Here is a 25,555-nt window from a genome sequence, read left to right on the forward strand (position 1 = left end):
AGCTTTGTGAATGATTGTTTACGTGCGGTTTGTGCTCCACTGCCGGAAAAAAGCACAACGATAATTGGGTTACTCGGGCAATGATGTTATGATTCTGTTGCTTTTATGTATAAGAACAGGTAAGCCTTGCCATGCCACATTCCTACGATTACGACGCAATAGTTATTGGTTCCGGTCCCGGCGGTGAAGGTGCTGCTATGGGTCTGGTGAAACAGGGAGCCAGAGTAGCGGTCATTGAGCGCTACCATAATGTCGGCGGCGGTTGCACCCACTGGGGCACCATCCCTTCCAAAGCCCTCCGCCACGCCGTTAGCCGCATTATCGAATTTAACCAGAACCCTCTTTACAGCGACCACTCCCGACTTCTTCGTTCATCCTTTGCTGACATCCTGAACCACGCGGATACCGTCATTAACCAGCAGACACGTATGCGTCAGGGATTTTATGAGCGTAACCACTGTGAGATTTTGCAGGGCAACGCGCATTTTGTGGATGAACACACGCTGGCACTCGAGTGCCACGATGGTTCGGTTGAAACCCTTACCGCCGAAAAATTTGTCATCGCCTGCGGTTCACGCCCTTACCATCCGGCCGACGTGGACTTCTCACATCCGCGCGTCTACGACAGTGACTCCATTCTGAGCCTGCACCATGAACCCCGTCACGTCATTATCTATGGTGCGGGAGTCATTGGCTGTGAATATGCGTCGATCTTCCGCGGAATGGATGTCAAAGTTGACCTGATCAACACCCGCGATCGCCTGCTGGCGTTCCTCGATCAGGAGATGTCAGACTCTCTCTCCTACCACTTCTGGAACAGCGGCGTGGTGATTCGCCACAACGAAGAGTATGAGAAGATTGAAGGCTGTGACGACGGGGTGATCATGCACCTCAAGTCCGGCAAGAAGCTGAAAGCTGACTGTCTGCTGTATGCCAACGGCCGTACCGGTAACACCGATTCGCTGCAGCTGGAAAATATCGGCCTTGAAACCGACAGCCGTGGTCAGCTGAAGGTCAACAGCATGTATCAGACCGCCCTGCCGCATATCTACGCGGTTGGCGACGTGATTGGCTACCCAAGTCTGGCCTCTGCCGCTTATGACCAGGGGCGCATCGCGGCTCAGGCGCTGGTAAAAGGCGAAGCGACGGCGCATCTGATCGAAGATATCCCGACGGGCATCTATACCATCCCGGAAATCAGTTCTGTCGGCAAAACCGAGCAGCAGCTGACCTCAATGAAGGTGCCTTACGAGGTAGGGCGCGCGCAGTTTAAACATCTGGCGCGGGCGCAAATCGTGGGGATGAGCGTGGGGACGCTGAAGATCCTGTTCCATCGCGAGACGAAAGAGATCCTCGGGATTCACTGCTTTGGTGAACGCGCCGCGGAAATCATTCATATCGGCCAGGCCATCATGGAGCAGAAAGGTGGTGGCAACACCATTGAGTACTTCGTTAACACCACCTTTAACTACCCGACTATGGCCGAAGCCTATCGGGTCGCTGCCTTAAACGGTTTAAACCGCCTGTTTTAACGCACTGTCGAAATGGCCATCCATCGCACCACGGATGGCCTCTGCCAGCTGCTCATAGCGGCTGCGCAGCGGTGAGCCCGGGCGATAGACCAGACCAATGGTTCGACGCGGCTCTGGCTTAATGCACGGCAAGTAAACCACACCATCGCGTTTGCGTTCGCGCGGTACCGCCAGCGCAGGCAGCAGCGTGATTCCGCTTCCCGCCGCGACCATATTACGCAGCGTTTCCAGGCTGGTTGCGCGGAAATGGGTATCCTCATCAGCGCCCGCTTCGAAGCAGAAGCCCATCGCCTGATCGCGCAGGCAGTGGCCGTCTTCCAGCATCAGCAGCTTTTCACCGGCGAGATCGGCCATCGGCACACGATCGCGGTTCGCCCACGGGTGATCTTCGTAGATCGCCAGCATCATTGGCTCATCGAACAGCGGCACTTCAATGAAGGCTTCACTCTCTTTCACCAGCGCCAGAATGGCGCAGTCGAGCTTGCCGCTGTCCAGCTGTGCCAGCAGCTGATGGGTTTGCGCTTCATGCAGGTACATTTCGAGTTTCGGGAACGTCTGGTGCAGCATCGGAATGATGTGCGGCAGCAGGTACGGACCAACGGTTGGGATCAGGCCAATATGCAGTGGGCCAGACATCGCCTCTCCCTGCTGGCTTGCCATTTCCTTGAGCACTTTGACCTCGCGCAGCACGGTGCGCGCCTGATCCACCAGCAGTAAACCTGCCTGTGTGAACAGTACCTTACGACTGGTGCGCTCCAGCAACATCACACCCAGCTCGTCTTCCAGCTTGCGGATCTGACCGCTCAGCGTGGGCTGGCTGACGTGGCAGGAATCTGCCGCGCGGCGAAAGTGACGATGCTCGGCTAACGCTACCAGGTATTCAAGATCACGAATATTCATTATTCATCCTCCGTCGCCACGATAGTTCATGGCGATAGATAGCATAGCAACGAACGATTATCCCTATCAAGCATTCTGTTGAATAATACATCACATAGACGAGGCGGCACGTGTTTGACCCTTGACGTCCCCGCCCCGTCATCGAGTTTCTCTCAAAACTCGAACAACTAAAGCCAACGTGAACTTTTGCGGACCCCGTGGTCCGCTTTTTTTTTGCGTAAAAAAGCCTGGCGCTAAGCCAGGCTTTGTTTTTCTCCCTCTCCCTGTGGGAGAGGGCCGGGGTGAGGGCACCAGCCCGCACGGTTCAAACCAACCGGTTTTTCGCATCCGCTATCGCCTGCGCCACCTGCTTCGGCGACACGCCGCCTTTCGCAGCACGCTTATCCAGGCAGGACTGCAGCGAAAGAATCGGATACACATCATCGCCGATCGCCGCGCTGAATTTCTGCAGGTCAGCAAGGGCCAGTTCTTCCAGCGGTTTCCCCTGACGAATCGCTTCCACCACCGCTTCACCGACAATATGGTGCGCTTCACGGAACGGTACGCCTTTCGCTACCAGATAATCCGCCAGTTCAGTCGCGTTCGCGTAGCCCTGCTGGGCCGCTTCCTGGCAGCGTGGACGCTTCACCTGAATGCCGTCCAGCACCAGCGCGCCCATATGTAGACAGTCCAGCCAGGTGTCGAGTGCGTCGAACAGCCCTTCTTTGTCTTCCTGCATATCTTTGTTGTATGCCAGCGGGAGCCCTTTCAGGGTCATCATCATGCCGGTCAGCGCACCCTGTACACGGCCACACTTACCGCGGATCAGCTCCAGCGCATCCGGGTTTTTCTTCTGCGGCATCAGCGAAGAGCCAGACGTCACACGGTCAGACAGCTCGACGAAGCCCGCTTCGCCAGAGTTAAAGAAGATCAGGTCTTCCGCAAAGCGCGACAGGTGCACCATACCGATAGACGCGTCAGAGAGCAGTTCCAGCACGTGGTCACGATCGGAGACGCTATCCAGGCTGTTGCGGGTAGCAGAGGCAAAGCCCAGCCAACCTGCCAGCTGTTCACGGTCGATTTCATACGCCGTACCGGCCAGCGCGCCGCTGCCCAGCGGGCTGACGTCCAGACGTTTCAGGGTATCCTGCAGACGGCTTTCATCGCGCGCCAGCATCTCAACATAGGCCAGACACCAGTGCGCAAAGGTCACCGGCTGCGCGCGCTGCAGATGAGTATAACCCGGCATCACCGCATCCTGGTTGTTCTGTGCGGTCTCCACCAGCGCGCTCTGCAGCTGACGGTTGGCCGCCAGCAGTTCGCCAACGGTATCTTTACACCACAGCTTCAGGTCGGTGGCGACCTGGTCGTTACGGCTCCGGCCAGTGTGAAGCTTTTTACCCAGCTGGCCGACTTTGTCGATCAGCTTGCCTTCCACCCAGCTGTGAATATCTTCGGCATCGCTCTGCAGGATTTGCTGCGGATCCAGACGCACTTCTTCCAGCAGATTGTTGAGCGCCTCTTCCAGCTGCAGCTGTTCCTCTGCGCTCAGTACGCCCACCGTTACCAGCGCTTTGGACCAGGCCACAGAGCCGACGATATCCTGTTCGGCCAGGCGGTAGTCGAAGCGCAAAGAGTCGTTGAACTGTTTGAACCGCTGATCCGCTGCCTGTGTAAAACGCCCACCCCAAAGTGCCATAACATCGTTCCTTTATTCGTTAGTTCCGCCGGGTGGCGCTACGCTTACCCGGCCTACGGTCATTCATTAAAAACTTACGCTAAAATACGTGTGCCAATCGGCGTGCCGTTAAACAGTGCCGGAAGCTGCTCCGCATGACGCCAGGAGGCGATATCCACCGGGCGACCGAGCGTACGTGCGGCATCCAGCGCCGCATTGACTTTGACGATCATCCCGTCGGTAATAATGCCCTGGGCGATCAGCTGTTCGGCTTTTGCCGCAGTCATTTCCGCGATGCGCTGGCCTTTGCCGTCCAGAATACCGCTCACGTCGGAGAGCAGGATCAGATCCGCGCCCAGCGTCGCGGCCAGCGCGGTCGCCGCCTGGTCCGCATTCACGTTCATCAGCGCGCCCTCTTCGGTCACGCCGATAGAGCTCACCACCGGCAGGAAACCGCCTTCCAGCAGCGTGTTTATCAGCTTAGGCGAACCTGGCTGCGCCAGTCCAACATGGCCGAGCTCTTCGTCGAGCTGGGTCACTTTTACGCTATCGCCATCGCCCAGATAGAGGCCAACGGACGCAATATGGTGTTTCTTTGCCCAGGAGAGCAGCGTTTTGTTCGCCGTACCCGCCAGCGCACCAGTGATGATGTCAATCTGATCGGCAGGCGTCACCCGCAGACCGTTTTTCTTTTTCACCGGCAGGTTGAGCCCTTTCATCAGCTCATCCACCACGCAGCCGCCGCCGTGCACAATCACCAGCGGACGTTGGTGTGATTCGCGATAGTTAACCAGCGCGGTAAAAAGACGCTCCAGCGCTTCTTCGCTGTCCAGCAGTACACCACCGAGTTTGATAATTAATGGGTTCATCATCACACCTTAAATAAGAGCCTGCGTTTCCGGGAAACCGAAACGAATATTTGCACATTGCATTGCCTGAGCGGCAGCGCCTTTGAGTAAGTTGTCTTCTGCGGCCACCACGATCAGATGCTCGCCCTGAACGGCAAAGCCGATATCGCAGAACGGCAGACCGACCACATTTTTCAGCGCCGGCACGCCTTTGTCATACAGACGCACCAGCGGTTTATCTGCATACGCCTGCGTGAAGATCGCCTTCACCTGTTCGCTGGTCACACCCGGTTTCAGGCGGCAGGTAATGGTTTCGAGGATCCCACGCGGGAAGCTGCCCAGATGCGGCGTGAAAATCACGTCCGCGCCCAAATGCGTGGTGATTTCAGGGTGATGGCGGTGATTAAACACGCCATACGGCTGAAGGCTCACTTCGCAGAAGCTGTTGGAGATAGCGGCCTTGCGCCCGGCTCCGCTCACGCCGCTGGTGGCGTTGATCACCGGCCACTGGTTCAGATCGAGCAGCCCGGCGTCGATCAGCGGTTTCAAAGAGAGCTGCGCCGCCGTCGGGTAGCAACCCGGAACGGCAATCAGATCCGCTTCTTTCAGCTTGTCTGCGCTCCACTCCGCCAGACCATACACCGCTTTTTCAAGCAGATCCGGATGCTGGTGAGTGAAGCCGTAATATTTTTCGTAAAACGCGCCGTCGTTAACACGGAACGCGCCGGAGAGGTCAAACACCACGCAGCCGGCTGCCAGGAACTGCGGCGCCAGGTCGTGGCTGACCTCATGCGCGGTGGCTAAAAACACGACGTCGACGCCGTCGGTGAACTCGCTGATGTCAGACATGGGCTGCAAAGGCAGATCAACCATGCCCTTAAGTTGCGGATGCAAATCGGAAATTAACTTTCCCGCATCATTGCTTTGCGCTGACACAGTCAAAGCGGTTATGGTCATATGAGGGTGACGATTTACGTAGCTTACAAGCTCTGCGCCCGCATAACCGCTAGCGCCTACAATCAGCGTATTCAACATCGGGTTCCTTTATGCTCAACGATAATGTATTTTTATTCACATTTATTGCATGAATATTGATACTATCACGACCTAAGGTGTGTCAACAATGAAAATGAACTTACCACCATTTATCGAGATTTACCGCGCCCTGATTGCCACACCGTCCATCAGCGCAACGGAAGAAGCACTGGATCAGAGCAATGCGTCTTTAATCAATCTGCTGGCGGGTTGGTTCAGCGATCTTGGCTTTAACGTTGAGGTTCAGCCCGTTCCCGGAACCCGCCACAAATTTAACCTGCTCGCCAGCACCGGAACCGGCGCAGGCGGCCTGCTGCTTGCGGGTCATACCGACACCGTGCCGTTTGATGATGGCCGCTGGACCCGCGACCCGTTTACCCTGACCGAGCATGACAACAAACTCTACGGGCTGGGCACGGCCGACATGAAAGGCTTCTTCGCCTTTATCCTCGACGCGCTGCGTGACGTGGACGTGACAAAACTGAAAAAGCCGCTCTACATCCTGGCAACCGCCGATGAAGAGACCAGCATGGCGGGTGCACGCTACTTCTCGGAAAACACGTCGATTCGCCCGGATTGCGCGATCATCGGTGAGCCAACCTCGTTACAGCCAATCCGTGCGCATAAAGGCCATATCTCTACCGCAGTGCGTGTCCTGGGCCAGTCCGGTCACTCCAGCGATCCGGCGCGCGGCGTCAACGCCATTGAGCTGATGCATGACGCCATCGGGCGCATCATGACCCTGCGCGACGATCTGAAAGAGCGCTATCACTACGACGCGTTCACCGTGCCGTATCCGACCCTGAACCTCGGCAGCCTGCACGGCGGCGATGCCTCCAACCGTATCTGTGCCTGCTGTGAACTGCATATGGATATCCGCCCGCTGCCGGGCATGACGCTGAGCGATCTCGACGGCTTGCTGAATGAAGCGCTGGCCCCGGTCAGCGAGCGCTGGCCGGGCCGCCTGACGGTCTCCGAACTGCATCCGCCGATCCCGGGTTATGAGTGCCCTCCGGATCATCAGCTGGTCGAAGTGGTAGAAAAATTACTCGGTGAAAAAACCGACGTGGTGAACTACTGCACCGAAGCGCCGTTTATTCAGACCCTGTGCCCGACGCTGGTACTCGGCCCTGGCTCCATCAACCAGGCGCACCAGCCGGACGAATATCTGGAAACCCGCTTTATCAAGCCTACTCGCGAGCTGATCACCCAGGTTGTACATCACTTCTGCTGGCATTAATGACCTTTCCCCTCTCTTCCGGGAGGGGAAAATCTCGCGATCTCCGTCACATTCCCATAAGCATCTCTTATCTGACGCAATGCGAATTAAATTTCGTAAATTACCCGCATTTATTCGTTTGCTGAACCGTTTTCGCAGCAATTGACGACGGGGGTTTTACGTGGCTTTATAAAGGGAGATGACAAAATAATGCCCGGATGCGTTTCGTCTGGGCATAAACAAAAATGATGGGGTGACTGGGTTTTTATGAACGAACAATATTCCGCGTTGCGTAGTAATGTCAGTATGCTCGGCAAAGTGCTTGGAGATACCATCAAAGATGCGTTGGGGGAAAACATCCTCGACCGCGTTGAAACCATCCGCAAGCTGTCTAAAGCTTCCCGTGCCGGTAACGAAGCCAGTCGTCAGGAGCTGCTAACCACATTGCAGAACCTCTCTAACGATGAGCTACTGCCCGTTGCACGCGCATTCAGCCAGTTCCTGAACCTGGCAAACACCGCTGAGCAATACCACAGCATTTCGCCAAATGGCGAAGCGGCCAGCAACCCGGAAGTCATTGCCCGCACCCTTCGTAAACTGAAAGAGCAGCCAGACCTTAACGAAGCCACCATCAAAAAAGCGGTAGAGTCGCTTTCGCTGGAGCTGGTGCTGACCGCCCACCCAACCGAAATCACCCGTCGCACCCTGATCCACAAAATGGTGGAAGTGAATAACTGCCTCAAGCAGTTGGATAATAAAGACATTGCCGACTACGAACGTAACCAGCTGATGCGCCGTCTGCGCCAGCTGATTGCCCAGTCCTGGCACACCGATGAAATTCGCAAGCACCGCCCAAGCCCGGTCGACGAAGCCAAATGGGGCTTTGCGGTGGTGGAAAACAGCCTGTGGGAAGGGGTACCTAACTATCTGCGCGAGCTGAACGAGCAGCTGGAAGAGAATCTGGGCTACCGCCTGCCGGTCGACTTTGTTCCGGTCCGTTTCACCTCCTGGATGGGCGGTGACCGCGACGGTAACCCGAACGTCACCGCGGAAATTACCCGTCACGTCCTGCTGCTAAGCCGCTGGAAAGCGACCGACCTGTTCCTGAAAGACATTCAGGTGCTGATCTCCGAACTGTCGATGGTTGAAGCGACGCCGGAACTGCGCGCGCTGGCCGGAGAAGAAGGCGCCAGCGAACCGTACCGTTTCCTGATGAAAAAACTGCGCAGTCAGCTGATGGCCACCCAGGCCTGGCTGGAAGCGCGCCTGAAAGGCCAGCGCCTGCCGAAGCCGGAAGGTCTGCTGAGCCAGAACGAGCAGCTCTGGGAGCCTCTCTACGCCTGTTATAAATCACTGCAGGCCTGTGGAATGGGCATCATCGCCAACGGCGAACTGCTCGATACCCTGCGTCGCGTGAAGTGTTTTGGCGTGCCGCTGGTGCGTATCGACGTGCGTCAGGAGAGTACCCGCCATACCGAAGCCCTGGGCGAGCTGACCCGCTATCTCGGTATCGGCGACTATGAAAGCTGGTCCGAAGCCGACAAACAGGCCTTCCTGATCCGCGAACTAAACTCGAAGCGCCCTCTGCTGCCGCGCAACTGGGAGCCAAGCAACGAAACCCGCGAAGTGCTCAACACCTGTAAAGCGATCGTGGATGCGCCGAAAGGATCGGTGGCCGCCTATGTGATCTCCATGGCGAAAACCCCGTCCGACGTGCTGGCCGTTCACCTTCTGCTGAAAGAAGCCGGTATCGACTATGCCCTGCCGGTCGCTCCGCTGTTTGAAACCCTCGACGACCTGAACAATGCCAACGACGTCATGACCCAGTTGCTGAATATCGACTGGTATCGCGGCTTCATTCAGGGCAAACAGATGGTAATGATTGGCTATTCCGACTCCGCAAAAGATGCGGGCGTGATGGCCGCATCCTGGGCGCAGTATCAGGCGCAGGATGCGCTGATCAAAACCTGCGAGAAAGCCGGTATTGAGTTGACCCTGTTCCACGGACGCGGTGGATCCATTGGCCGCGGTGGCGCGCCTGCGCATGCGGCACTGTTGTCGCAGCCGCCGGGAAGCCTGAAAGGCGGCCTGCGCGTGACCGAGCAGGGTGAGATGATCCGCTTCAAATACGGCCTGCCGGAAGTGACCATCAGTAGTCTGTCGCTTTATACCAGTGCCATTCTGGAAGCGAACCTGCTGCCACCGCCGGAGCCAAAAGCCTCCTGGTGCCATATCATGGACGAGCTGTCAGACATTTCCTGCGATTTGTACCGCGGCTACGTGCGTGAAAACAAAGATTTCGTCCCTTACTTCCGCTCAGCTACACCAGAGCAGGAGCTGGGTAAACTGCCGCTGGGTTCACGTCCAGCCAAGCGTCGCCCGACCGGTGGCGTAGAGTCCCTGCGTGCGATTCCGTGGATCTTCGCCTGGACGCAGAACCGTCTGATGCTGCCCGCCTGGCTGGGTGCCGGTGCCGCGCTGCAAAAAGTGGTGGAAGATGGCAAACAGAGCGAGCTGGAAACCATGTGCCGCGACTGGCCGTTCTTCTCTACCCGTCTGGGTATGCTGGAGATGGTCTTCTCGAAAGCGGACCTGTGGCTGGCGGAATACTACGATCAGCGTCTGGTGAAACCTGAACTATGGGCGCTGGGCAAAGAGCTGCGCGAACTGCTCGAAGGCGACATTAAAGTGGTGCTGGATATCGCCAACGACTCACACCTGATGGCGGACCTGCCGTGGATTGCCGAGTCTATTCAGCTGCGTAACATCTACACCGACCCGCTGAACGTCCTGCAGGCAGAACTGCTGCACCGTTCCCGTCTGGCAGAAGAGGAAGGGAAAGAGCCAGATCCACGCGTTGAACAGGCGCTGATGGTGACGATTGCGGGTGTTGCGGCGGGTATGCGTAACACCGGCTAATGCTTTATGCCCGGCGGCGCTGCGCTTGCACGGGCCTACGACAAGTAGGCCGGGTAAGCGTTAGCGCCACCCGGCAATATCCCGGTTCCCACCTCATGTACCACGATATCACGCACATCCTGACGGATCTGATTAACGGCACATTACCCCTGTATCAGGTGCACTTTGTCGCGCCTGCCGGGAAGCATATCCGAACATCACCTTGTCTCTCAGTTAGCCTGGAAACCCGCTGCGAAGTATGCTTTTCCGCATCCGGGTACGTTCCACTTCATTCTTCAAACTCTCTCAGAATAAGCTTCGGTAAACAGCAGCTGACGCTTCAGCTCCACCGGGGTAATACCCTTTTACAACAGCAGCAGGTTGCCAGACGAGGTCCCAGAACGGGCGCGTTTCTCCTGCAAACGCTCAATGAACTGCACATGCAGCCGACTGAGCAGGACACGGCCAGGCTGGTGGTATTAAGTCTTCTCAGCCACTGCCGCGATCTGCTTGGCAGCGAGATCCACACTGATAGCCGCAGCCGCGCGCTCTTTGAAGCCATTCGTCTCTTTATTGACGAACATCATGCCTCAGCGCTGACCCGAGATTCCGTTGCCGAGGCGTTTTATATTTCCCCCAACTACCTTTCCCATCTTTTTCAGAAGACCGGGAACGTCGGGTTCAATGAATACCTGACACAAACGCGTCTGGAACACGCGCGCCAGCTGCTCAAGGGATACGATTTAAAAATCAAGGATATTGCAGCGCGCTGCGGATTTATGGACAGCAACTATTTCTGCCGTCTCTTTCGCAAACACACAGAACGTTCCCCTTCCGAATATCGCCGTCAGTATCACAGCCAGTTGACGGCCAAAAACTAGCATTGTGATCGGCATCTCACTTCGTTAAGCACATTACATTTGTCCAGTATTTGGCAAAATTGACCTGTATCTCCAGTCTGCAGCCCCGCTTTATCCTGTCATCAACCTTTCTGACTTAAGGAAAAATAATGGAACTGTACCTGGATACCGCCAACGTGGCGGAAGTAGAACGCCTGGCGCGGATTTTTCCCATCGCGGGCGTCACCACCAACCCGAGCATTATTGCCGCCAGCCGTGAATCCCTCTGGGATGTACTGCCACGCCTGCAAAACGCCATCGGGCCCGAAGGCACGCTGTTTGCGCAGACCCTGAGCCGCGAGGCAGAAGGCATGGTGGCGGAAGCCAAACGTCTGAGTAACGCCATTCCGGGTATCGTGGTGAAAATCCCGGTGACCGAACAGGGGCTTATCGCGATTAAGGCGCTGAAAAAAGAGGGCATCACCACCCTGGGCACCGCCGTGTACAGCGCTGCCCAGGGCTTGCTCGCCGCGCTGGCAGGGGCAAAGTATGTCGCGCCGTATGTCAACCGCGTCGACGCGCAGGGCGGTGACGGCATCCGCATGGTCCAGGAGCTGCAAACCCTGCTGGAGCTGCACGCACCAGAGAGCAACGTGCTGGCCGCCAGCTTCAAAACGCCGCGTCAGGCGCTGGACTGTCTGCTCGCGGGATGTGAGGCAATCACGCTTCCTTTAGATGTAGCGCAACACATGCTCGGCACCCCGGCGGTAGAGTCAGCCATAGAGAAGTTCGAGCAGGACTGGAAAAACGCGTTTGGTAACCTCAACCTCTAAGGGAGAATTGTTATGGACCGTATCATTCAATCGCCGGGGAAATATATCCAGGGCGCGGATGTGCTGACCCGTCTCGGCGACTATCTGAAACCTCTGGCACAGCGCTGGCTGGTCGTCGGTGATAAATTTGTACTGGGTTTTGCCGAAGAGACCTTGCGACAAAGCTTTAAAAAAGCAGAGCTGCATGCCGAAATCGCACCCTTTGGCGGCGAATGTTCACAAAATGAAATCGATCGTCTGAAAAAACTCGCTGACAGTACCGACTGTATGGCGGTGCTGGGTATCGGTGGTGGTAAAACGCTGGATACCGCCAAAGCGCTGGCTCACTTTATGGACGTGCCCGTTGCGATTGCGCCGACTATCGCTTCTACCGATGCGCCGTGCAGCGCCCTCTCCGTCATTTACACCGACAGCGGCGAGTTCGATCGCTACCTGATGCTGCCGCACAACCCGAACATGGTGATTGTCGATACGAAAGTGGTTGCGGGTGCGCCTGCGCGTCTGCTGGCCGCCGGGATTGGCGATGCGCTGGCGACCTGGTTTGAAGCACGCGCCTGCTCACGCAGCGGCGCGACCACGATGGCCGGCGGTAAATGTACCCAGGCGGCACTGGCGCTCGCCGAGCTGTGCTACAACACACTGGTTGAAGAAGGTGAAAAAGCGATGCTGGCCGCAGAACAGCATGTGGTCACACCAGCGCTGGAACGCATTATCGAAGCCAATACCTATCTCAGCGGTGTAGGTTTTGAGAGCGGCGGTCTGGCAGCGGCACATGCTATTCATAACGGTATGACGGCGGTACCGGACGCACATCATTTCTATCACGGTGAAAAAGTGGCGTTTGGGACGTTGACGCAGCTGGTGCTGGAAAACGCGCCGGTAGAAGAAATAGAGACCGTCGCAGCGCTTTGCCACAGCGTTGGGCTGCCCATTACGCTGGCGCAGCTGAATATCAAAGACGACATTCCGGCCAAAATGCGTCTGATTGCCGAAGCGTCTTGCGCGGAAGGGGAAACCATCCACAACATGCCGGGCGGCGTGTCGCCTGATCAGGTTTACGCGGCACTGCTGGTGGCCGACCAGTATGGACAGCGTTTCCTGCAGGAGTGGGAGTAACTAGCATGAATAAAAATCCCCGCATCGGCGGGGACTTTTTTGTCCGTAAGCCGGGTAGGCGTAACCGCCACCCGGCATCATGGTTACTTCACGTCAAACCGATCCAGATCCATCACCCTCGCCCATGCTGCAACGAAGTCGCGGACAAACTTCTCATGCGCATCGTCACTGGCGTAAACCTCTGCCAGCGCGCGCAGCACGGCGTTAGAACCGAAGACCAGATCGGCGCGGGTGGCGGTATATTTCACTTCACCACTGGCGCGATCGCTTCCGGCAAACAGCTCATTGGATTCATCGGTCGCCTTCCACTGGGTATTCATGTCCAGCAGGTTCACGAAGAAATCATTGCTCAGCACGCCCTCACGGTTGGTGAACACACCGTTCTTGCTGCCATCAAAGTTTGCACCCAATACGCGCAGGCCACCGATCAGCACCGTCAACTCCGGTGCGGTCAGTGTCAGCTGCTGGGCCTTATCAATCAGCAATGACTCCGTCGTGGACACATCCACCTGCGCACGGTAGTTGCGGAAGCCATCGGCAATCGGCTCAAGCAGGTTAAACATCTCGATATCCGTCTGGTCCTGACGCGCATCCACGCGGCCCGGCGTGAACGGTACGGTGACATACACGCCCGCAGCTTTGGCAGCCTGCTCAACACCTACCACGCCCGCCAGCACGATAATATCGGCCAGGGAGGCTTTGTTGGTGGTGCGCTGGATAGCTTCCAGCGCCGGCAGTGCGCGAACCGCTGCGGCGTTCACGTCCCAGTCACGCTGAGGGGCCAACGCCAGACGCGCGCCGTTGGCGCCGCCACGCTTATCGCCACCGCGGAAGGTTGAGGCTGACGCCCAGGCAACAGAAACCAGTTCGCTGACAGACAGGCCGGACGCAGCAATTTCCGACTTCAGGCTTTCAATGTCTTCTTTGGTCGGATTGAATACCGCCTCCGGCAGCGGATCCTGCCAGATCAGATCTTCTTTCGGCACTTCCGGACCAAGGTAACGCGATTTTGGCCCCATATCGCGGTGAGTCAGTTTGAACCACGCGCGCGCGAAGGCTTCGTTGAAAGCCTGCGGATCGTTCAGGAAACGGCGAGAAATCTTTTCGAATTCCGGGTCAAAACGCAGCGTCAGGTCGGTAACCAGCATCGTTGGCTTACGTTTTTTCGACGGGTCGAACGGGTCAGGCATGATTTCCGGTGCATCCACGGCTTCAAACTGAATCGCGCCTGCCGGGCTGCGGGTCTGTACCCATTCGTATTTGAACAGGTTCTCGAAGAAGTAGTTGCTCCACTGGGTCGGCGTTTGTGACCAGATAACTTCCAGACCGGAGGTGATGGCGTCAGCGCCAACCCCTGTGCCATGCGTGCTGGCCCAGCCAAGACCTTGCGCTTCAATCGGTGAGGCTTCCGGGTCGGTACCCACGTGGGTGGCTTCACCTGCGCCGTGGGTTTTACCGAGAGTGTGGCCGCCCGCAATCAGCGCGACGGTCTCTTCATCGTTCATCCCCATGTTGCCGAAGGTTGCGCGGATCGCCGCTGCCGCTGACAGCGGTTCGCCACTGGCGTTTGGCCCTTCCGGGTTAACATAAATCAGCCCCATTTCGGTGGCAGCCAGAGGGCGCTTCGCCAGCGCTTCCGGATCGCGGTGGGTCAGCCAGGCTTTTTCATCACCCCAGTTCACGTCCAGATCCGGTTCCCAGACATCTTCACGCCCGGCACCAAAACCAAAAGTGCGGAAGCCGGAGTTCTCCAGCGCCACGTTACCCGCGAGGATGAACAGGTCAGCCCAGGAAATTTTTTGTCCGTATTTTTTCTTGATGGGCCACAGCAGACGGCGCGCTTTATCCAGGCTAACGTTATCCGGCCAGGAGTTCAGTGGCGCAAAGCGCTGTTGACCGCGTCCTGCCCCACCGCGCCCGTCAACGGAGCGATAGGTACCCGCGCCATGCCAGGCCATACGGATAAACAGGCCCGCATAGCTGCCCCAGTCGGCAGGCCACCACGGTTGAGAGTCGGTTAAAAGTGCTTTGAGGTCGCCTTTCAGGGCAGAGTAATCAAGCTTGCTGAATTCTTTGCGGTAGTCGAAGTCTTCACCCAGAGGGTTAGAACGGTTGGAATGTTGGTTAAGAAGATCGATGCGGAGTTGTTTTGGCCACCAGTCACGGCTGCCTGTACCTGCCCCCGCGCTGTGATCGACGCCGCCCTGATGGAACGGGCATTTGCCGACTGATGCCGCTTTATTGGAATCGTCTGACGTGCTCATCGCTATGCTCCCTTTTACAGTGTTACCGTTACGATATACACCACTAGCAATAAGATATAGTTGAATTAATCCACAGATTCGATAGCTAATACCTTTTAACTTTTCACGCGACTAAAAAAGCCCTCATGATATGAGGGCTTTATGCTTATTATGCCGGGCGAACACCGAGCGTATGACAAATGGCGTAGCTCATCTCCGCGCGGTTCAGGGTATAGAAATGGAAGTCTTTCACCCCTTCGCGGCTTAAGATCTTCACCATATCCATCGCGATATTGGCGCCCACCAGCTTGCGGGTTTCCGGATCATCGTCCAGCCCTTCGTACATTTTGGACATCCACAGCGGGATGCGCACGTTGGTCATATCGGCAAACTTCTTCGCCTGTTTGAAGTTAGAGACCGGCAAAATGCCCGGGATAATTTCAACGTCGATGCCCGCGGAGACGCAGCGGTCGCGAAAGCGCAGGTAGCTTTCCACATCAAAAAAGAACTGCGTAATGGCACGGTTTGCCCCGGCATCCACTTTACGCTTCAGGTTAAGCAGATCGGCCTGGGCGCTTTTTGCTTCCGGATGTACTTCAGGATAAGCGGCAACGGAGATATCAAAGTCCGCGACATCTTTCAGAAGAGCGACCAGATCCGCCGCATACATTTCCGGCTTACCGCTACCCGGCGGCAGGTCGCCACGCAGGGCGACGATATGACGAATGCCGTTGTTCCAGTAGTCCTGAGCGATGGCACGCAGTTCGTCGCGGGTCGCGTCAATACAGGTGAGGTGCGGTGCCGCCTCCAGGCCGGTACGATCTTTAATGCCTTTAATGATGCTGTGCGTGCGGTCACGCTCACCGGAGTTCGCGCCGTAGGTCACCGAGACAAACTTCGGTTTCAGGCTGCTGAGACGATCGATAGAGCTCCACAGGGTTTGCTCCATTTCACTGGTGCGCGGCGGGAAAAATTCAAAAGAGACGTTAATCTGGCCGTTTACTTCGGCCAGGCTCTGATTCAGTGCTTCCCGCTGGTTGGCGTGAAAAAAGCTCATACCTTACCTCTATCAATCGCTTGTCATTGTCTGTTGTGTTGTGAACTTCTATACGTTTAGACGTCCAGATGTAAAAATGACGGAAAAGCGCAGGGACGTCAACATAAATAATCAACAATAACGGTGAGGTTTGCTCAGGGAAGATGAAGGAAATTCATGATGAGGGGGAAAAGACCGCACCGGGCAGTCCCCTCTCCCTTTGGGGAGAGGGTTAGGGTGAGGGGGATTACAGTAACTTAGCCAGACGATTGATGTCGGACTGGATTGCCCCGGCGGTCACATCACGCCCCGCGCCAGGACCGCGGATCACCAGCGGGTTATCGCGGTACCAGCGGCTTTCGATGGCAAAGACGTTATCGCACGGTAGCAGCGCCGCCAGCGGATGTTCAGGACGCACCGCCTCGACACCGACACGCGCTTTTCCATTCGCCTCGAAACGCGCTACGTAACGCAGCACCAGCCCCATCTCGTTCGCCGCTTCCAGACGCTGTACCATCTGCTCGTTAAGCTCTTCACCATTCTCAAAGAAATGATCCACCGAGCCCTCCTCACAGCCAGCAGGCACCAGTGACTCGACGCGGACGGAATCCGGCTCAATGTCATAACCGGCTTCACGCGCCAGGATCACCAGCTTACGCATGACGTCTTTACCGGAGAGGTCAACGCGCGGATCGGGTTCCGTTAAGCCCTGCTGCCACGCCTGATCCACCAGGTCAGTGAACGGCACGGTGCCGTCAAACTGCAGGAACAGCCAGGAGAGCGTGCCGGAGAAGATACCGCTCAGCGCCAGAATGCTGTCACCGCTTTCAATCAGGTCACGTACCGTGTGGTTAACCGGCAGGCCAGCTCCAACCGTGGCGTTGTAGAGCCAGTGGCGTCCTGTTTTTTCAAACGCGTCGTGGATTTGACGGTATTTATCGGTACTGCTTGCCCCTGCCAGTTTGTTCGCACTGATAACGTGGAAGCCGTGGCTGGCAAAATCAAGATACTGATCGGCAAGCTGTTCACTGGCGGTAACGTCCAGCACCACCAGATCGTCATACGGGTGCGCGCGCATCCACAGGAACAGCGACTCTTCATCCTGCTCGACGGCTTCGTCATTAAAGAAGGCAAGCGCGCGGCTGGCATCCAGCCCCTCGTAGTTCAGCAGGCTGCGGCGGCTGTCCACGACGCCTGCGAGAATGAATTCAAAGCCGGTACGCGCCGAGAGCGTGACCTGCTCGCGGGCAAACAGCTCCAGCCAGCGGGAACCGATGTTGCCTTTACCAAACAGCACCAGGCCGATGCGTTTTTCGGCGCGGAACAGAGAGGTATGGAGGCCCTGAATCAGGCTTTCGGTAGGACCTTTGCGCAGGACGGCGACCAGGCTAATGCCCTCTTCCGACTGCCAGGTAAATTCCACCGGCTGGCCTTTCAGCTGCTGCCAGAAGCGGTGGCAGTGCAGCGGGTTACGGGTGACGCCCGCCCCCACCATCGCCACCATTGCCAGTCCCTGACGCAGGCGAAGCTCGCCCGGCAGACCCGCTTCATCGAGGATTTTCAGGGCGCTGTCCGCCACTTCAGCGGTGTAGCAGAACTGCAGCAGCTGGCGGTCATTGTGAACCCCCACGGCCAGCGGGCGTACCTGAGCACGCTTTAACACCAGGTCGATCTCTTTATGCGCCAGTTTGAAGTCCTGACCCGCCGGCACCTGGAACTCAATCAGACAGATGTCGTCATGGCTGGTGACGATACGCGCGCCGGTACCGGACGCCAGCACGCGCTCAATGCGCGTGGAGCCTTGATCTGGGGTGTAACTGCAGCGCAGCTGCAGGTCGATATCGCTACCGGAAACCGGCTGCAGCGTACGGGTGTGCAGCACGGGTGCGGCCAGACGGGCCAGCTCGCTGGCTTCATCCAGACGCAGCAGCGGCAGCAGGCAGGCATCTTTCACTTTACGCGGGTCCGCGCTGTAAACACCCGCCACGTCGCTCCAGATGGTGACGCGAGAGACGCCCGCCAGGGCGCCAATCTGCGTTGCCGAGTAGTCGGAGCCGTTACGGCCAAGCAGTACGGTTTCGCCCGCACTGCTGCGGCTGATAAAGCCAGTCACCACAATCCGTTTGCCCGGGTGCTGCACCAGCAGCTGTTGCAGCAGCGGGTAGGACAAGCCTTCATCCACCTGCGGCTGTGCGGCGCGTTCAGCGCGCAGGAAATCGCGCGCGTCGAGCCAGGCGGCGTCCACCCCCAGATGTTGTAGCACAGCGGCCATCAGACGCGCGGACCACACTTCACCGTGGCCCACCACTTCAGCATACACCGCATCGGTAATACCGCTGTCGAGCAGCGCAGCCAGACGCTCAAGGTCATGGGTAAAGGCGCTGATCAGCCCATCAGCCACGTCCGCAGGCAGCAGGCCGGCAATCAACTCGCTCTGATAACGACGTAAGGACTGTTGCACCTGATGCGCAGAAAGGCGATCGGTCTGGCTCAGTTTCAGCCAGCTAATCAACTGGTTGGTGGTGCTGCCTGCCGCAGAGACAACCATCATGTCCCCCGGCTGCGAATACTCGGTCATGATCCCTGCGACACGCAGATAACATTTCACATCAGCAAGACTACTACCACCAAACTTGTGCAGCTGACGACCCTTCGCCCCTGCCTGCGCTATCACACTCATGATTACCCCTTGGCTGCGACCCGGAAGCCATTTTCCAGATCGGCAATTAAATCTTCAGAATCTTCAATACCGGTTGAGATCCTCAGTAGCGTCTCAGAAATCCCGGCGGCGGCACGTGCTTCGGGTGCCATACCTGCGTGCGTCATGGTCGCGGCGTGGGAGATCAAGCTTTCAACCCCACCTAAGGATTCCGCCAGCGTAAACAATGACAGCCCGCTCAGGAAGCGACGCAGCGTTTGCTCGTCACCGTCCAGTTCAAAACTTAACATCGCGCCAAACCCTTTCTGCTGACGCGCGGCAATCTCATGCCCCTGGTTTTCAGGCAGCGACGGGTGATAGAGCTTCTTCACCAGCGGCTGGGTTTTCAGGAAATCAACAATCGCCTGGGCATTGCGCTGCGCCACGTCCATACGCGGCGACAGCGTGCGAATGCCGCGTAACAGCAGATAACTGTCGAAAGCCCCGGCGGTGACGCCAATGTTATTCGCCCACCATGCCAGTTCGGTGACAACATCAGGATCTTTAGCAATCACCACGCCCGCAACCACGTCAGAATGGCCGTTCAGATATTTTGTGCATGAATGCAATACCAGATCGGCACCCAGTGCGAGTGGGTTCTGAAGGGCCGGACTGAGGAAGGTATTATCCACTACACTTATCGCTCCCGCATCCCTTGCGAGCTGACAAATTTTCGCAATATCGACAACGCGCAACAATGGATTGCTTGGACTTTCCACCAGCACCAGCTTCGGTTTCTCTGCCAGCGCCTGTTTCAGCGCCTGTTCGTCGTTTTGATCGACAAACAGCACGCGATAGCAGCCGCGTTTCGCCAGGCTATCAAACAGACGATAGCTACCGCCGTAGCAATCGTGCGGCGCCACCAGCAGATCTCCCGGTTTCAGGAACACGGTGGTTACCAGATGAATGGCAGACATCCCGGTATTGGTTAATACTGCCCCTGCGCCACCTTCCAGTTCCGCCAGCGCGCGCTGGGTCACGTCACGCGTAGGATTGCCACGACGCGAGTAATCATGCGCGCGGGGTTCATTAAATCCGGTGAAATTATAGGTACTGGAAAGATGAATGGGCGGGACAACGCAGCCGTACTGCTCGTCATCATTTAATCCGCTACGCACTGCGATAGTGGCCTGTTTACGCGTCATGGTGAGGGCTTCCTGGCGAATGAGGTGAAAAGTCAGGCACCAGAGTAAACACTGAAAGTATGGACGTCAATACATCTGGACATCTAAACTTCTTTGCGTATAGATTGAGCAATGCGCAAATAGCCGTTAAAATTATATGCTTTAGTGCACGCTGCAGCGGCAATATCCGTGCCACGGTATCGTCTCTACGGTAAACTAGGCAAGATTGCGGTTCAAAACGGGTGGTTACAGGTTTTGCACCTTTAGATAAATGACTGAGAGGATTAAAGGTATCTCATGGCTGAATGGAGCGGCGAATATATCAGCCCATACGCTGAGCACGGTAAGAAGAGTGAGCAAGTAAAGAAAATTACGGTTTCCATTCCTCTGAAGGTGTTGAAGATCCTCACCGATGAACGTACGCGTCGTCAGGTGAACAACCTGCGCCACGCAACCAACAGCGAACTGCTGTGCGAAGCGTTTCTGCATGCGTTTACCGGTCAACCGTTGCCGAACGATGACGATCTGCGCAAAGAGCGTAGTGACGAAATCCCGGAAGAGGCGAAGGTGATCATGCGTGAACTGGGTATTGACCCGGAGACGTGGGAATACTGAGAAGCGGATACAAAAAAGGCACCTTGCGGTGCCTTTTTTTCGGGAAACTTACTTAGCGCCCGGGATGCTGAAACGCTTGTTGAAGCGGTCAACACGGCCACCGGTTGCAACATCACGCTGCTTACCAGTGTAGAACGGGTGGCATTTGCCGCACACGTCCAGGTTCAGATCGTGACCCACGGTAGAGCGGATCTGGATAGAGTTACCGCAAGAGCAGTTTGCAGTAATCATTTCGTATTTCGGGTGAATATCTTTTTTCATGGGAGAACCTCAGTTAAGGCCGCGTCGCTCTTCCAGCCCTAACGCCAGACACCACGCGATGTTGATTGTAAGTTCTTTGGCGTAAAGTACACCAAAGGCGGCGAATCATACAGAATTTGACCAACGTATGCAAACTGATCCGCACGCCGCTTTCACTAATGTGTATACTAACGCGCCACTTTTCAAGTCAGGAAGATTCGATGCCCGTCGCTCACGTTGCCCTGCCCGTTCCGCTTCCCCGCACCTTTGACTACCTGCTGCCTGACAGCATGAGCGCAAAAGCGGGCTGTCGCGTGACCGTGCCGTTCGGCAAACAGCAGCGTGTGGGGATCGTCGTCTCCGTCAGCGATAAAAGCGAATTACCGCTTAACGAACTGAAATCGATTGTTGAAGTGCTGGACAACGAGCCGGTTTACTCCATCAGCACCTGGCGACTGCTGCTGTGGGCGGCGGATTATTATCATCACCCGATTGGCGACGTTCTGTTCCACGCCCTGCCGATTATGCTGCGCCAGGGCAAGAGCGCCACCCATGCGCCAATGTGGTACTGGTTTGCGACCGAGCAGGGCCAGGCGGTGGATATCAACAGCCTGAAGCGCTCGCAGAAACAGCAGCAGGCGCTGGCGGCCCTGCGTCAGGGAAAAATCTGGCGTCACCAGGTTGATGAGCTCGAGGTCAGCGAAACGGCGCTACAGGCCTTAAGAAAGAAAGGGCTGAGCGAACTGGCAAGCGAAGCACCTGCCCTGTACGACTGGCGGGAGAGTTTCTCCGTCTCAGGGGATCGCCTGCGTTTGAATACCGAGCAGGCCACCGCCGTCGGCGCGATCCATAGCGCCTCCGACCATTTCTCTGCCTGGCTGCTGGGGGGGGTCACCGGCTCCGGCAAGACCGAAGTCTATCTGAGCGTGCTGGAAAACGTGCTCGCTCAGGGCAAGCAGGCGCTGGTGATGGTGCCGGAAATTGGCCTGACGCCGCAAACCATCGCCCGCTTTCGCGAACGCTTCAATGCGCCGGTTGAAGTGCTGCACTCCGGCCTGAACGACAGCGAACGGCTCAGCGCCTGGCTGAAAGCGAAGAACGGCGAAGCGGCGATTGTGATCGGCACCCGCTCGTCGCTGTTTACGCCGTTTAAAAACCTTGGCGTTATCGTGATCGACGAAGAGCACGACAGCTCCTATAAACAGCAGGAAGGCTGGCGCTATCACGCCCGCGATCTGGCTGTTTATCGCGCCCACAGCGAGCAAATCCCCATTATTCTCGGCTCCGCCACGCCTGCGCTCGAAACGCTGCACAACGTGCGTCAGCGTAAATACCATATGCTGCGCCTGACGCGCCGCGCGGGGAATGCCCGGCCGGCCATTCAGCACGTGCTGGATCTGAAAGGTCAGCAGGTTCAGGCAGGGTTAGCGCCCGCGCTTATTACCCGCATGCGCCAGCATTTGCAGGCGGGGAACCAGGTCATTCTGTTCCTTAACCGACGCGGGTTTGCCCCCGCCCTGCTGTGCCACGACTGCGGCTGGATTGCCGAGTGCCCGCGCTGTGACCATTACTACACCTTCCACCAGGCCCAGCGTCATTTGCGCTGCCACCACTGCGACAGCCAGCGCCCGGTGCCACGCCAGTGCCCCTCGTGCGGGTCTACGCATATTGTGCCGGTTGGTCTGGGGACGGAGCAGCTGGAACAGGCTCTGGCCCCCTTCTTCCCGGATGTGCCCATTTCCCGTATCGACAGAGATACCACCAGCCGCAAAGGGGCGCTGGAACAGCAGCTGGCGGAAGTGCATCGCGGAGGCGCACGCATACTGATTGGCACCCAAATGCTGGCCAAAGGCCATCACTTTCCGGACGTGACACTGGTCGCCCTGCTGGATGTGGACGGCGCGCTGTTCTCTGCCGATTTCCGCTCAGCCGAGCGTTTTGCCCAGCTCTATACCCAGGTGGCGGGACGTGCGGGGCGCGCCGGCAAGCAGGGAGAAGTCGTTCTGCAAACGCACCACCCGGAGCACCCATTGCTGCAAACCCTGTTGCACAAAGGCTATGACGCCTTCGCCGAGCAGGCGCTGGCCGAACGCCAGACCATGCAGCTTCCCCCGTGGACCAGCCACGTTATCATCCGCGCGGAAGACCATAACAACCAGCAGGCGCCGCTTTTCCTGCAGCAGCTGAGAAACCTCCTGCAGGCCAGCCCGCTGGTGGATAATCAACTGTGGATTTTAGGTCCGGTTCCGGCGCTGGCCCCCAAGCGCGGGGGACGTTTTCGCTGGCAAATTTTGCTCCAGCACCCCTCGCGGGTTCGTCTTCAGCATATCGTCAGCGGCGCGCTGGTGCTGATTAACACTCTGCCCGAAGCGCGAAAAGTGAAGTGGGTTCTGGATGTCGATCCCATCGAAGGCTGAAGGCGGATCGAAAAATTTAACGCTCCTCACACTTTTTATGAAAATTCTGTAACCGATTCCATTAACTATCTGTAAAAATGGTGACGTCAGAAGTTCGGTGTTCAGGCGAGGAGAAGACGTTGAAGTCCAGGAAAGAGGTTGCTGCGGCGACCATGAAAGACGTTGCCGAGAAAGCACAAGTCTCAACGGCAACCGTGTCCCGCGCATTAATGAACCCGGATAAAGTCTCCCAGGCGACCCGTAACCGGGTGGAGCAGGCTGCGCTGGAAGTGGGTTATTTTCCGCAGGCAATGGGGCGTAACGTGAAGCGCAACGAGTCGCGTACCATTCTGGTGATTGTGCCGGACATCTGCGACCCCTTCTTCAGCGAAATTATTCGCGGAATTGAAGTCACCGCGGCGGAACAGGGCTACCTGGTGCTGATTGGCGACTGTGCCCACCAGAACCAGCAAGAAAAAACTTTTATCGACCTCATTATCACCAAGCAGATTGACGGTATGCTGCTGCTTGGCTCGCGCCTGCCGTTCGACGCCAGCATTGAAGAACAGCGGAATTTACCGCCGATGGTGATGGCCAACGAGTTTGCGCCCGAGCTGGAGCTGCCGACGGTCCATATCGATAACCTCACCGCCGCGTTCAACGCCGTGAACTATCTCCAGGAACTGGGACATAAACGGATTGGCTGCATTGCCGGGCCGGAAGAGATGCCGCTGTGTCACTACCGTCTGCAGGGCTACGTGCAGGCGCTGCGCCGTACCGGCGCCATCGTCGATCCGCACTACATTGCGCGCGGTGACTTTACCTTCGCAGCCGGTGGTCAAGCACTGGAAAGGCTGCTGGATCTGCCAGAGCCGCCAACCGCCGTATTTTGTCACAGCGATGTGATGGCGCTGGGCGCGCTTTCGTACGCCAAACGTCGCGGTCTGCGGATACCGAAAGATTTATCCATCATCGGATTCGATAATATTTCGCTTTCAGAATTTTGCGATCCGCCGCTCTCAACGGTTTCTCAGCCGCGCTACCAAATCGGCCGCGAAGCGATGCTTCTTCTGCTGGATCAGCTTCACGGTCAAACAGTTAGCAGCGGCTCACGGTTGCTGGACTGCGAACTGATTGTCCGTGGCACGACCCAGGCATTGACTTAAAGTAAACGTCTTTAGGACACCCTTATCTGGTCAAAGCCCCGCCGCTTAAGTAACATGGCGGACTGACGAACGAATAAATACAGCGAAACGATAGTGGCACAACGAGATTATGTACGTCGCGGCCAGCCGGCACCTTCGCGACGCAAAAAGAGTAGCTCAAGGAAAAAGCAACGTAACCTGCCTGCTGTCTCGCCAGCAATGGTCGCTATTGCTGCGGCTGTAGTCGTCGCCTTTATTGGTGGCCTGTACTTTATCACGCACCATAAAAAAGAAGAGTCTGAGGCGCTTCAGGCCAGTAAAGTGGCCGGAAATGGCCTTCCTCCGAAGCCTGAAGAGCGCTGGCGCTATATCAAAGAGCTGGAAAGCCGTCAGCCTGGGGTACGTGCGCCAACCGAACCTTCTGCGGGTGGTGAAGTGCAGAATGCGAATCAACTGACGGATGAACAGCGTCAGCTGCTGGCACAAATGCAGGCCGATATGCGCCAGCAGCCTACGCAGCTGAATGAAGTGCCGTGGAATGAGCAGACGCCGGAACAGCGCCAGCAGACGCTGCAGCGACGTCAGGCGCAACAGCAGATTCAGCAGCAACAGCAACAACAGCAGTGGGCGCAAACCCAGCCGGTACAGCAGCCTAAAGCGCAGCCGCGGGTCACGGAACAGCCGTACCAGCAGCAGACGCGTACGGCGCAGTCCCAACCTGCTCAGCAACAGCCGAAGGCCCAGCCGCAGAAGCAGGCGGCTCAGCCGTATCAGGATCTGCTGCAGACGCCTGCGCATACCACCGCACAGCAGCCGAAAACGCAGCAGGCCGCGCCGATCACCAAAGAGACCGAAGCACCTAAGCAGACGGCAGAGAAAAAAGACGAACGTCGCTGGATGGTTCAGTGTGGTTCGTTCAAAGGCGCCGAGCAGGCGGAAACGGTGCGTGCGCAGCTGGCTTTTGAAGGGTTTGACTCGCGAATTACCACCAATAACGGCTGGAATCGCGTGGTGATTGGTCCGGTCAAAGGCAAAGAAAATGCCGATGGCACCATTTCTCGTTTGAAACTTGCCGGTCACACAAACTGCATTCGACTCGCATCCGGGGGTTGAAACCCCCAAATTCCCCCCCATCTATCATTCTATTCAGCCCTGGGCACAGGCTCAGGGCTCCTGTTTCC

19 protein-coding genes are annotated in these 25,555 nt (G+C 57.0%); 10 read left to right on the forward strand and 9 right to left on the reverse strand.

Going from position 1 to position 25,555, the window contains the following annotated elements:
* Positions 1–131 precede the first annotated feature (131 nt).
* Entirely contained in the window at positions 132–1,532 is a 1,401-nt protein-coding gene (gene sthA / locus SP99_RS21850; protein WP_025758849.1) for a Si-specific NAD(P)(+) transhydrogenase, read from the forward strand.
* On the opposite strand, the gene oxyR is transcribed toward sthA, so the two are convergent.
* The 4 genes from oxyR to argC all read right to left on the reverse strand — a co-directional run bounded on the left by oxyR (position 1,515) and on the right by argC (position 5,972).
* Positions 1,515–2,432 (reverse strand): DNA-binding transcriptional regulator OxyR, encoded by a 918-nt coding sequence (oxyR, locus tag SP99_RS21855; RefSeq protein ID WP_025758848.1) that lies wholly within the window; start codon positions 2,430–2,432, stop codon positions 1,515–1,517. The two genes, sthA and oxyR, sit on opposite strands and share 18 nt — an antisense overlap.
* A 304-nt stretch (positions 2,433–2,736) precedes the next feature.
* Entirely contained in the window at positions 2,737–4,110 is a 1,374-nt protein-coding gene (gene argH / locus SP99_RS21860) for an argininosuccinate lyase (RefSeq protein ID WP_047959709.1), read from the reverse strand.
* Positions 4,111–4,184: 74 nt separating this feature from the next.
* Positions 4,185–4,961 carry an acetylglutamate kinase gene (gene argB, locus SP99_RS21865; protein WP_094919457.1) on the reverse strand — a complete coding sequence of 259 codons (777 nt, stop codon included), beginning with the start codon at positions 4,959–4,961 and terminating at the stop codon, positions 4,185–4,187.
* Between the two features lie 6 nt (positions 4,962–4,967).
* Positions 4,968–5,972 carry an N-acetyl-gamma-glutamyl-phosphate reductase gene (gene argC, locus SP99_RS21870; RefSeq protein WP_047959710.1) on the reverse strand — a complete coding sequence of 335 codons (1,005 nt, stop codon included), beginning with the start codon at positions 5,970–5,972 and terminating at the stop codon, positions 4,968–4,970.
* Between the two features lie 88 nt (positions 5,973–6,060).
* Here argC and argE point away from each other — a divergent pair, with 88 nt between their 5' ends.
* The 5 genes from argE (at position 6,061) to gldA (ending at position 12,877) form a co-directional block, all read left to right on the forward strand.
* On the forward strand, positions 6,061–7,212 hold the full coding sequence (argE, locus tag SP99_RS21875; protein WP_025758843.1) for an acetylornithine deacetylase: 1,152 nt from the start codon (positions 6,061–6,063) through the stop codon (positions 7,210–7,212).
* A gap of 246 nt (positions 7,213–7,458) precedes the next feature.
* Positions 7,459–10,110 (forward strand): phosphoenolpyruvate carboxylase, encoded by a 2,652-nt coding sequence (ppc, locus tag SP99_RS21880; protein WP_025758842.1) that lies wholly within the window; start codon positions 7,459–7,461, stop codon positions 10,108–10,110.
* Positions 10,111–10,205: 95 nt separating this feature from the next.
* The gene (locus SP99_RS21885) at positions 10,206–10,970 is read left to right on the forward strand and encodes a helix-turn-helix transcriptional regulator (protein ID WP_047959711.1); all 765 of its coding nucleotides are present in this window, start codon (positions 10,206–10,208) and stop codon (positions 10,968–10,970) included.
* A 128-nt stretch (positions 10,971–11,098) separates the two neighbouring features.
* Complete coding sequence (gene fsa / locus SP99_RS21890; RefSeq protein ID WP_047959712.1) at positions 11,099–11,761, forward strand: fructose-6-phosphate aldolase; 663 nt, start codon at positions 11,099–11,101, stop codon at positions 11,759–11,761.
* A 12-nt stretch (positions 11,762–11,773) separates the two neighbouring features.
* Positions 11,774–12,877: a bifunctional L-1,2-propanediol dehydrogenase/glycerol dehydrogenase gene (gldA, locus tag SP99_RS21895; protein ID WP_047959713.1), complete on the forward strand. Its 1,104-nt coding sequence runs from the start codon at positions 11,774–11,776 to the stop codon at positions 12,875–12,877.
* Positions 12,878–12,960: 83 nt separating this feature from the next.
* On the opposite strand, the gene katG is transcribed toward gldA, so the two are convergent.
* The 4 genes from katG to metB form a co-directional block, all read right to left on the reverse strand.
* The gene (gene katG, locus SP99_RS21900) at positions 12,961–15,141 is read right to left on the reverse strand and encodes a catalase/peroxidase HPI (RefSeq protein ID WP_047959714.1); all 2,181 of its coding nucleotides are present in this window, start codon (positions 15,139–15,141) and stop codon (positions 12,961–12,963) included.
* Between the two features lie 148 nt (positions 15,142–15,289).
* Positions 15,290–16,177 carry a methylenetetrahydrofolate reductase gene (gene metF / locus SP99_RS21905; protein WP_023331596.1) on the reverse strand — a complete coding sequence of 296 codons (888 nt, stop codon included), beginning with the start codon at positions 16,175–16,177 and terminating at the stop codon, positions 15,290–15,292.
* A gap of 226 nt (positions 16,178–16,403) precedes the next feature.
* A complete protein-coding gene (locus SP99_RS21910; RefSeq protein WP_047959715.1) occupies positions 16,404–18,836 on the reverse strand; it encodes a bifunctional aspartate kinase/homoserine dehydrogenase II in 2,433 nt (810 codons plus the stop codon).
* A gap of 2 nt (positions 18,837–18,838) precedes the next feature.
* Positions 18,839–19,999 carry a cystathionine gamma-synthase gene (metB, locus tag SP99_RS21915; protein WP_021242813.1) on the reverse strand — a complete coding sequence of 387 codons (1,161 nt, stop codon included), beginning with the start codon at positions 19,997–19,999 and terminating at the stop codon, positions 18,839–18,841.
* A gap of 276 nt (positions 20,000–20,275) precedes the next feature.
* Between metB and metJ the strand changes: the two genes are divergently transcribed.
* Complete coding sequence (gene metJ, locus SP99_RS21920; protein WP_003862042.1) at positions 20,276–20,593, forward strand: met regulon transcriptional regulator MetJ; 318 nt, start codon at positions 20,276–20,278, stop codon at positions 20,591–20,593.
* Positions 20,594–20,641: 48 nt separating this feature from the next.
* Here the strand turns inward: metJ and rpmE are convergent, their stop codons facing one another.
* Positions 20,642–20,854, reverse strand: coding sequence for a 50S ribosomal protein L31 (gene rpmE, locus SP99_RS21925; protein ID WP_003862040.1), 213 nt, complete (start codon positions 20,852–20,854; stop codon positions 20,642–20,644).
* A 200-nt stretch (positions 20,855–21,054) separates the two neighbouring features.
* Here rpmE and priA point away from each other — a divergent pair, with 200 nt between their 5' ends.
* The 3 genes from priA (at position 21,055) to ftsN (ending at position 25,487) form a co-directional block, all read left to right on the forward strand.
* On the forward strand, positions 21,055–23,250 hold the full coding sequence (gene priA / locus SP99_RS21930) for a primosomal protein N' (RefSeq protein ID WP_047959716.1): 2,196 nt from the start codon (positions 21,055–21,057) through the stop codon (positions 23,248–23,250).
* A 119-nt stretch (positions 23,251–23,369) separates the two neighbouring features.
* The gene (gene cytR / locus SP99_RS21935) at positions 23,370–24,395 is read left to right on the forward strand and encodes a DNA-binding transcriptional regulator CytR (protein ID WP_025758831.1); all 1,026 of its coding nucleotides are present in this window, start codon (positions 23,370–23,372) and stop codon (positions 24,393–24,395) included.
* Between the two features lie 93 nt (positions 24,396–24,488).
* The gene (ftsN, locus tag SP99_RS21940; protein WP_047959717.1) at positions 24,489–25,487 is read left to right on the forward strand and encodes a cell division protein FtsN; all 999 of its coding nucleotides are present in this window, start codon (positions 24,489–24,491) and stop codon (positions 25,485–25,487) included.
* Positions 25,488–25,555 lie beyond the last annotated feature (68 nt).

Source organism: Enterobacter sp. BIDMC92, from assembly GCF_001030225.1.
Taxonomy (GTDB): domain Bacteria; phylum Pseudomonadota; class Gammaproteobacteria; order Enterobacterales; family Enterobacteriaceae; genus Enterobacter; species Enterobacter sichuanensis.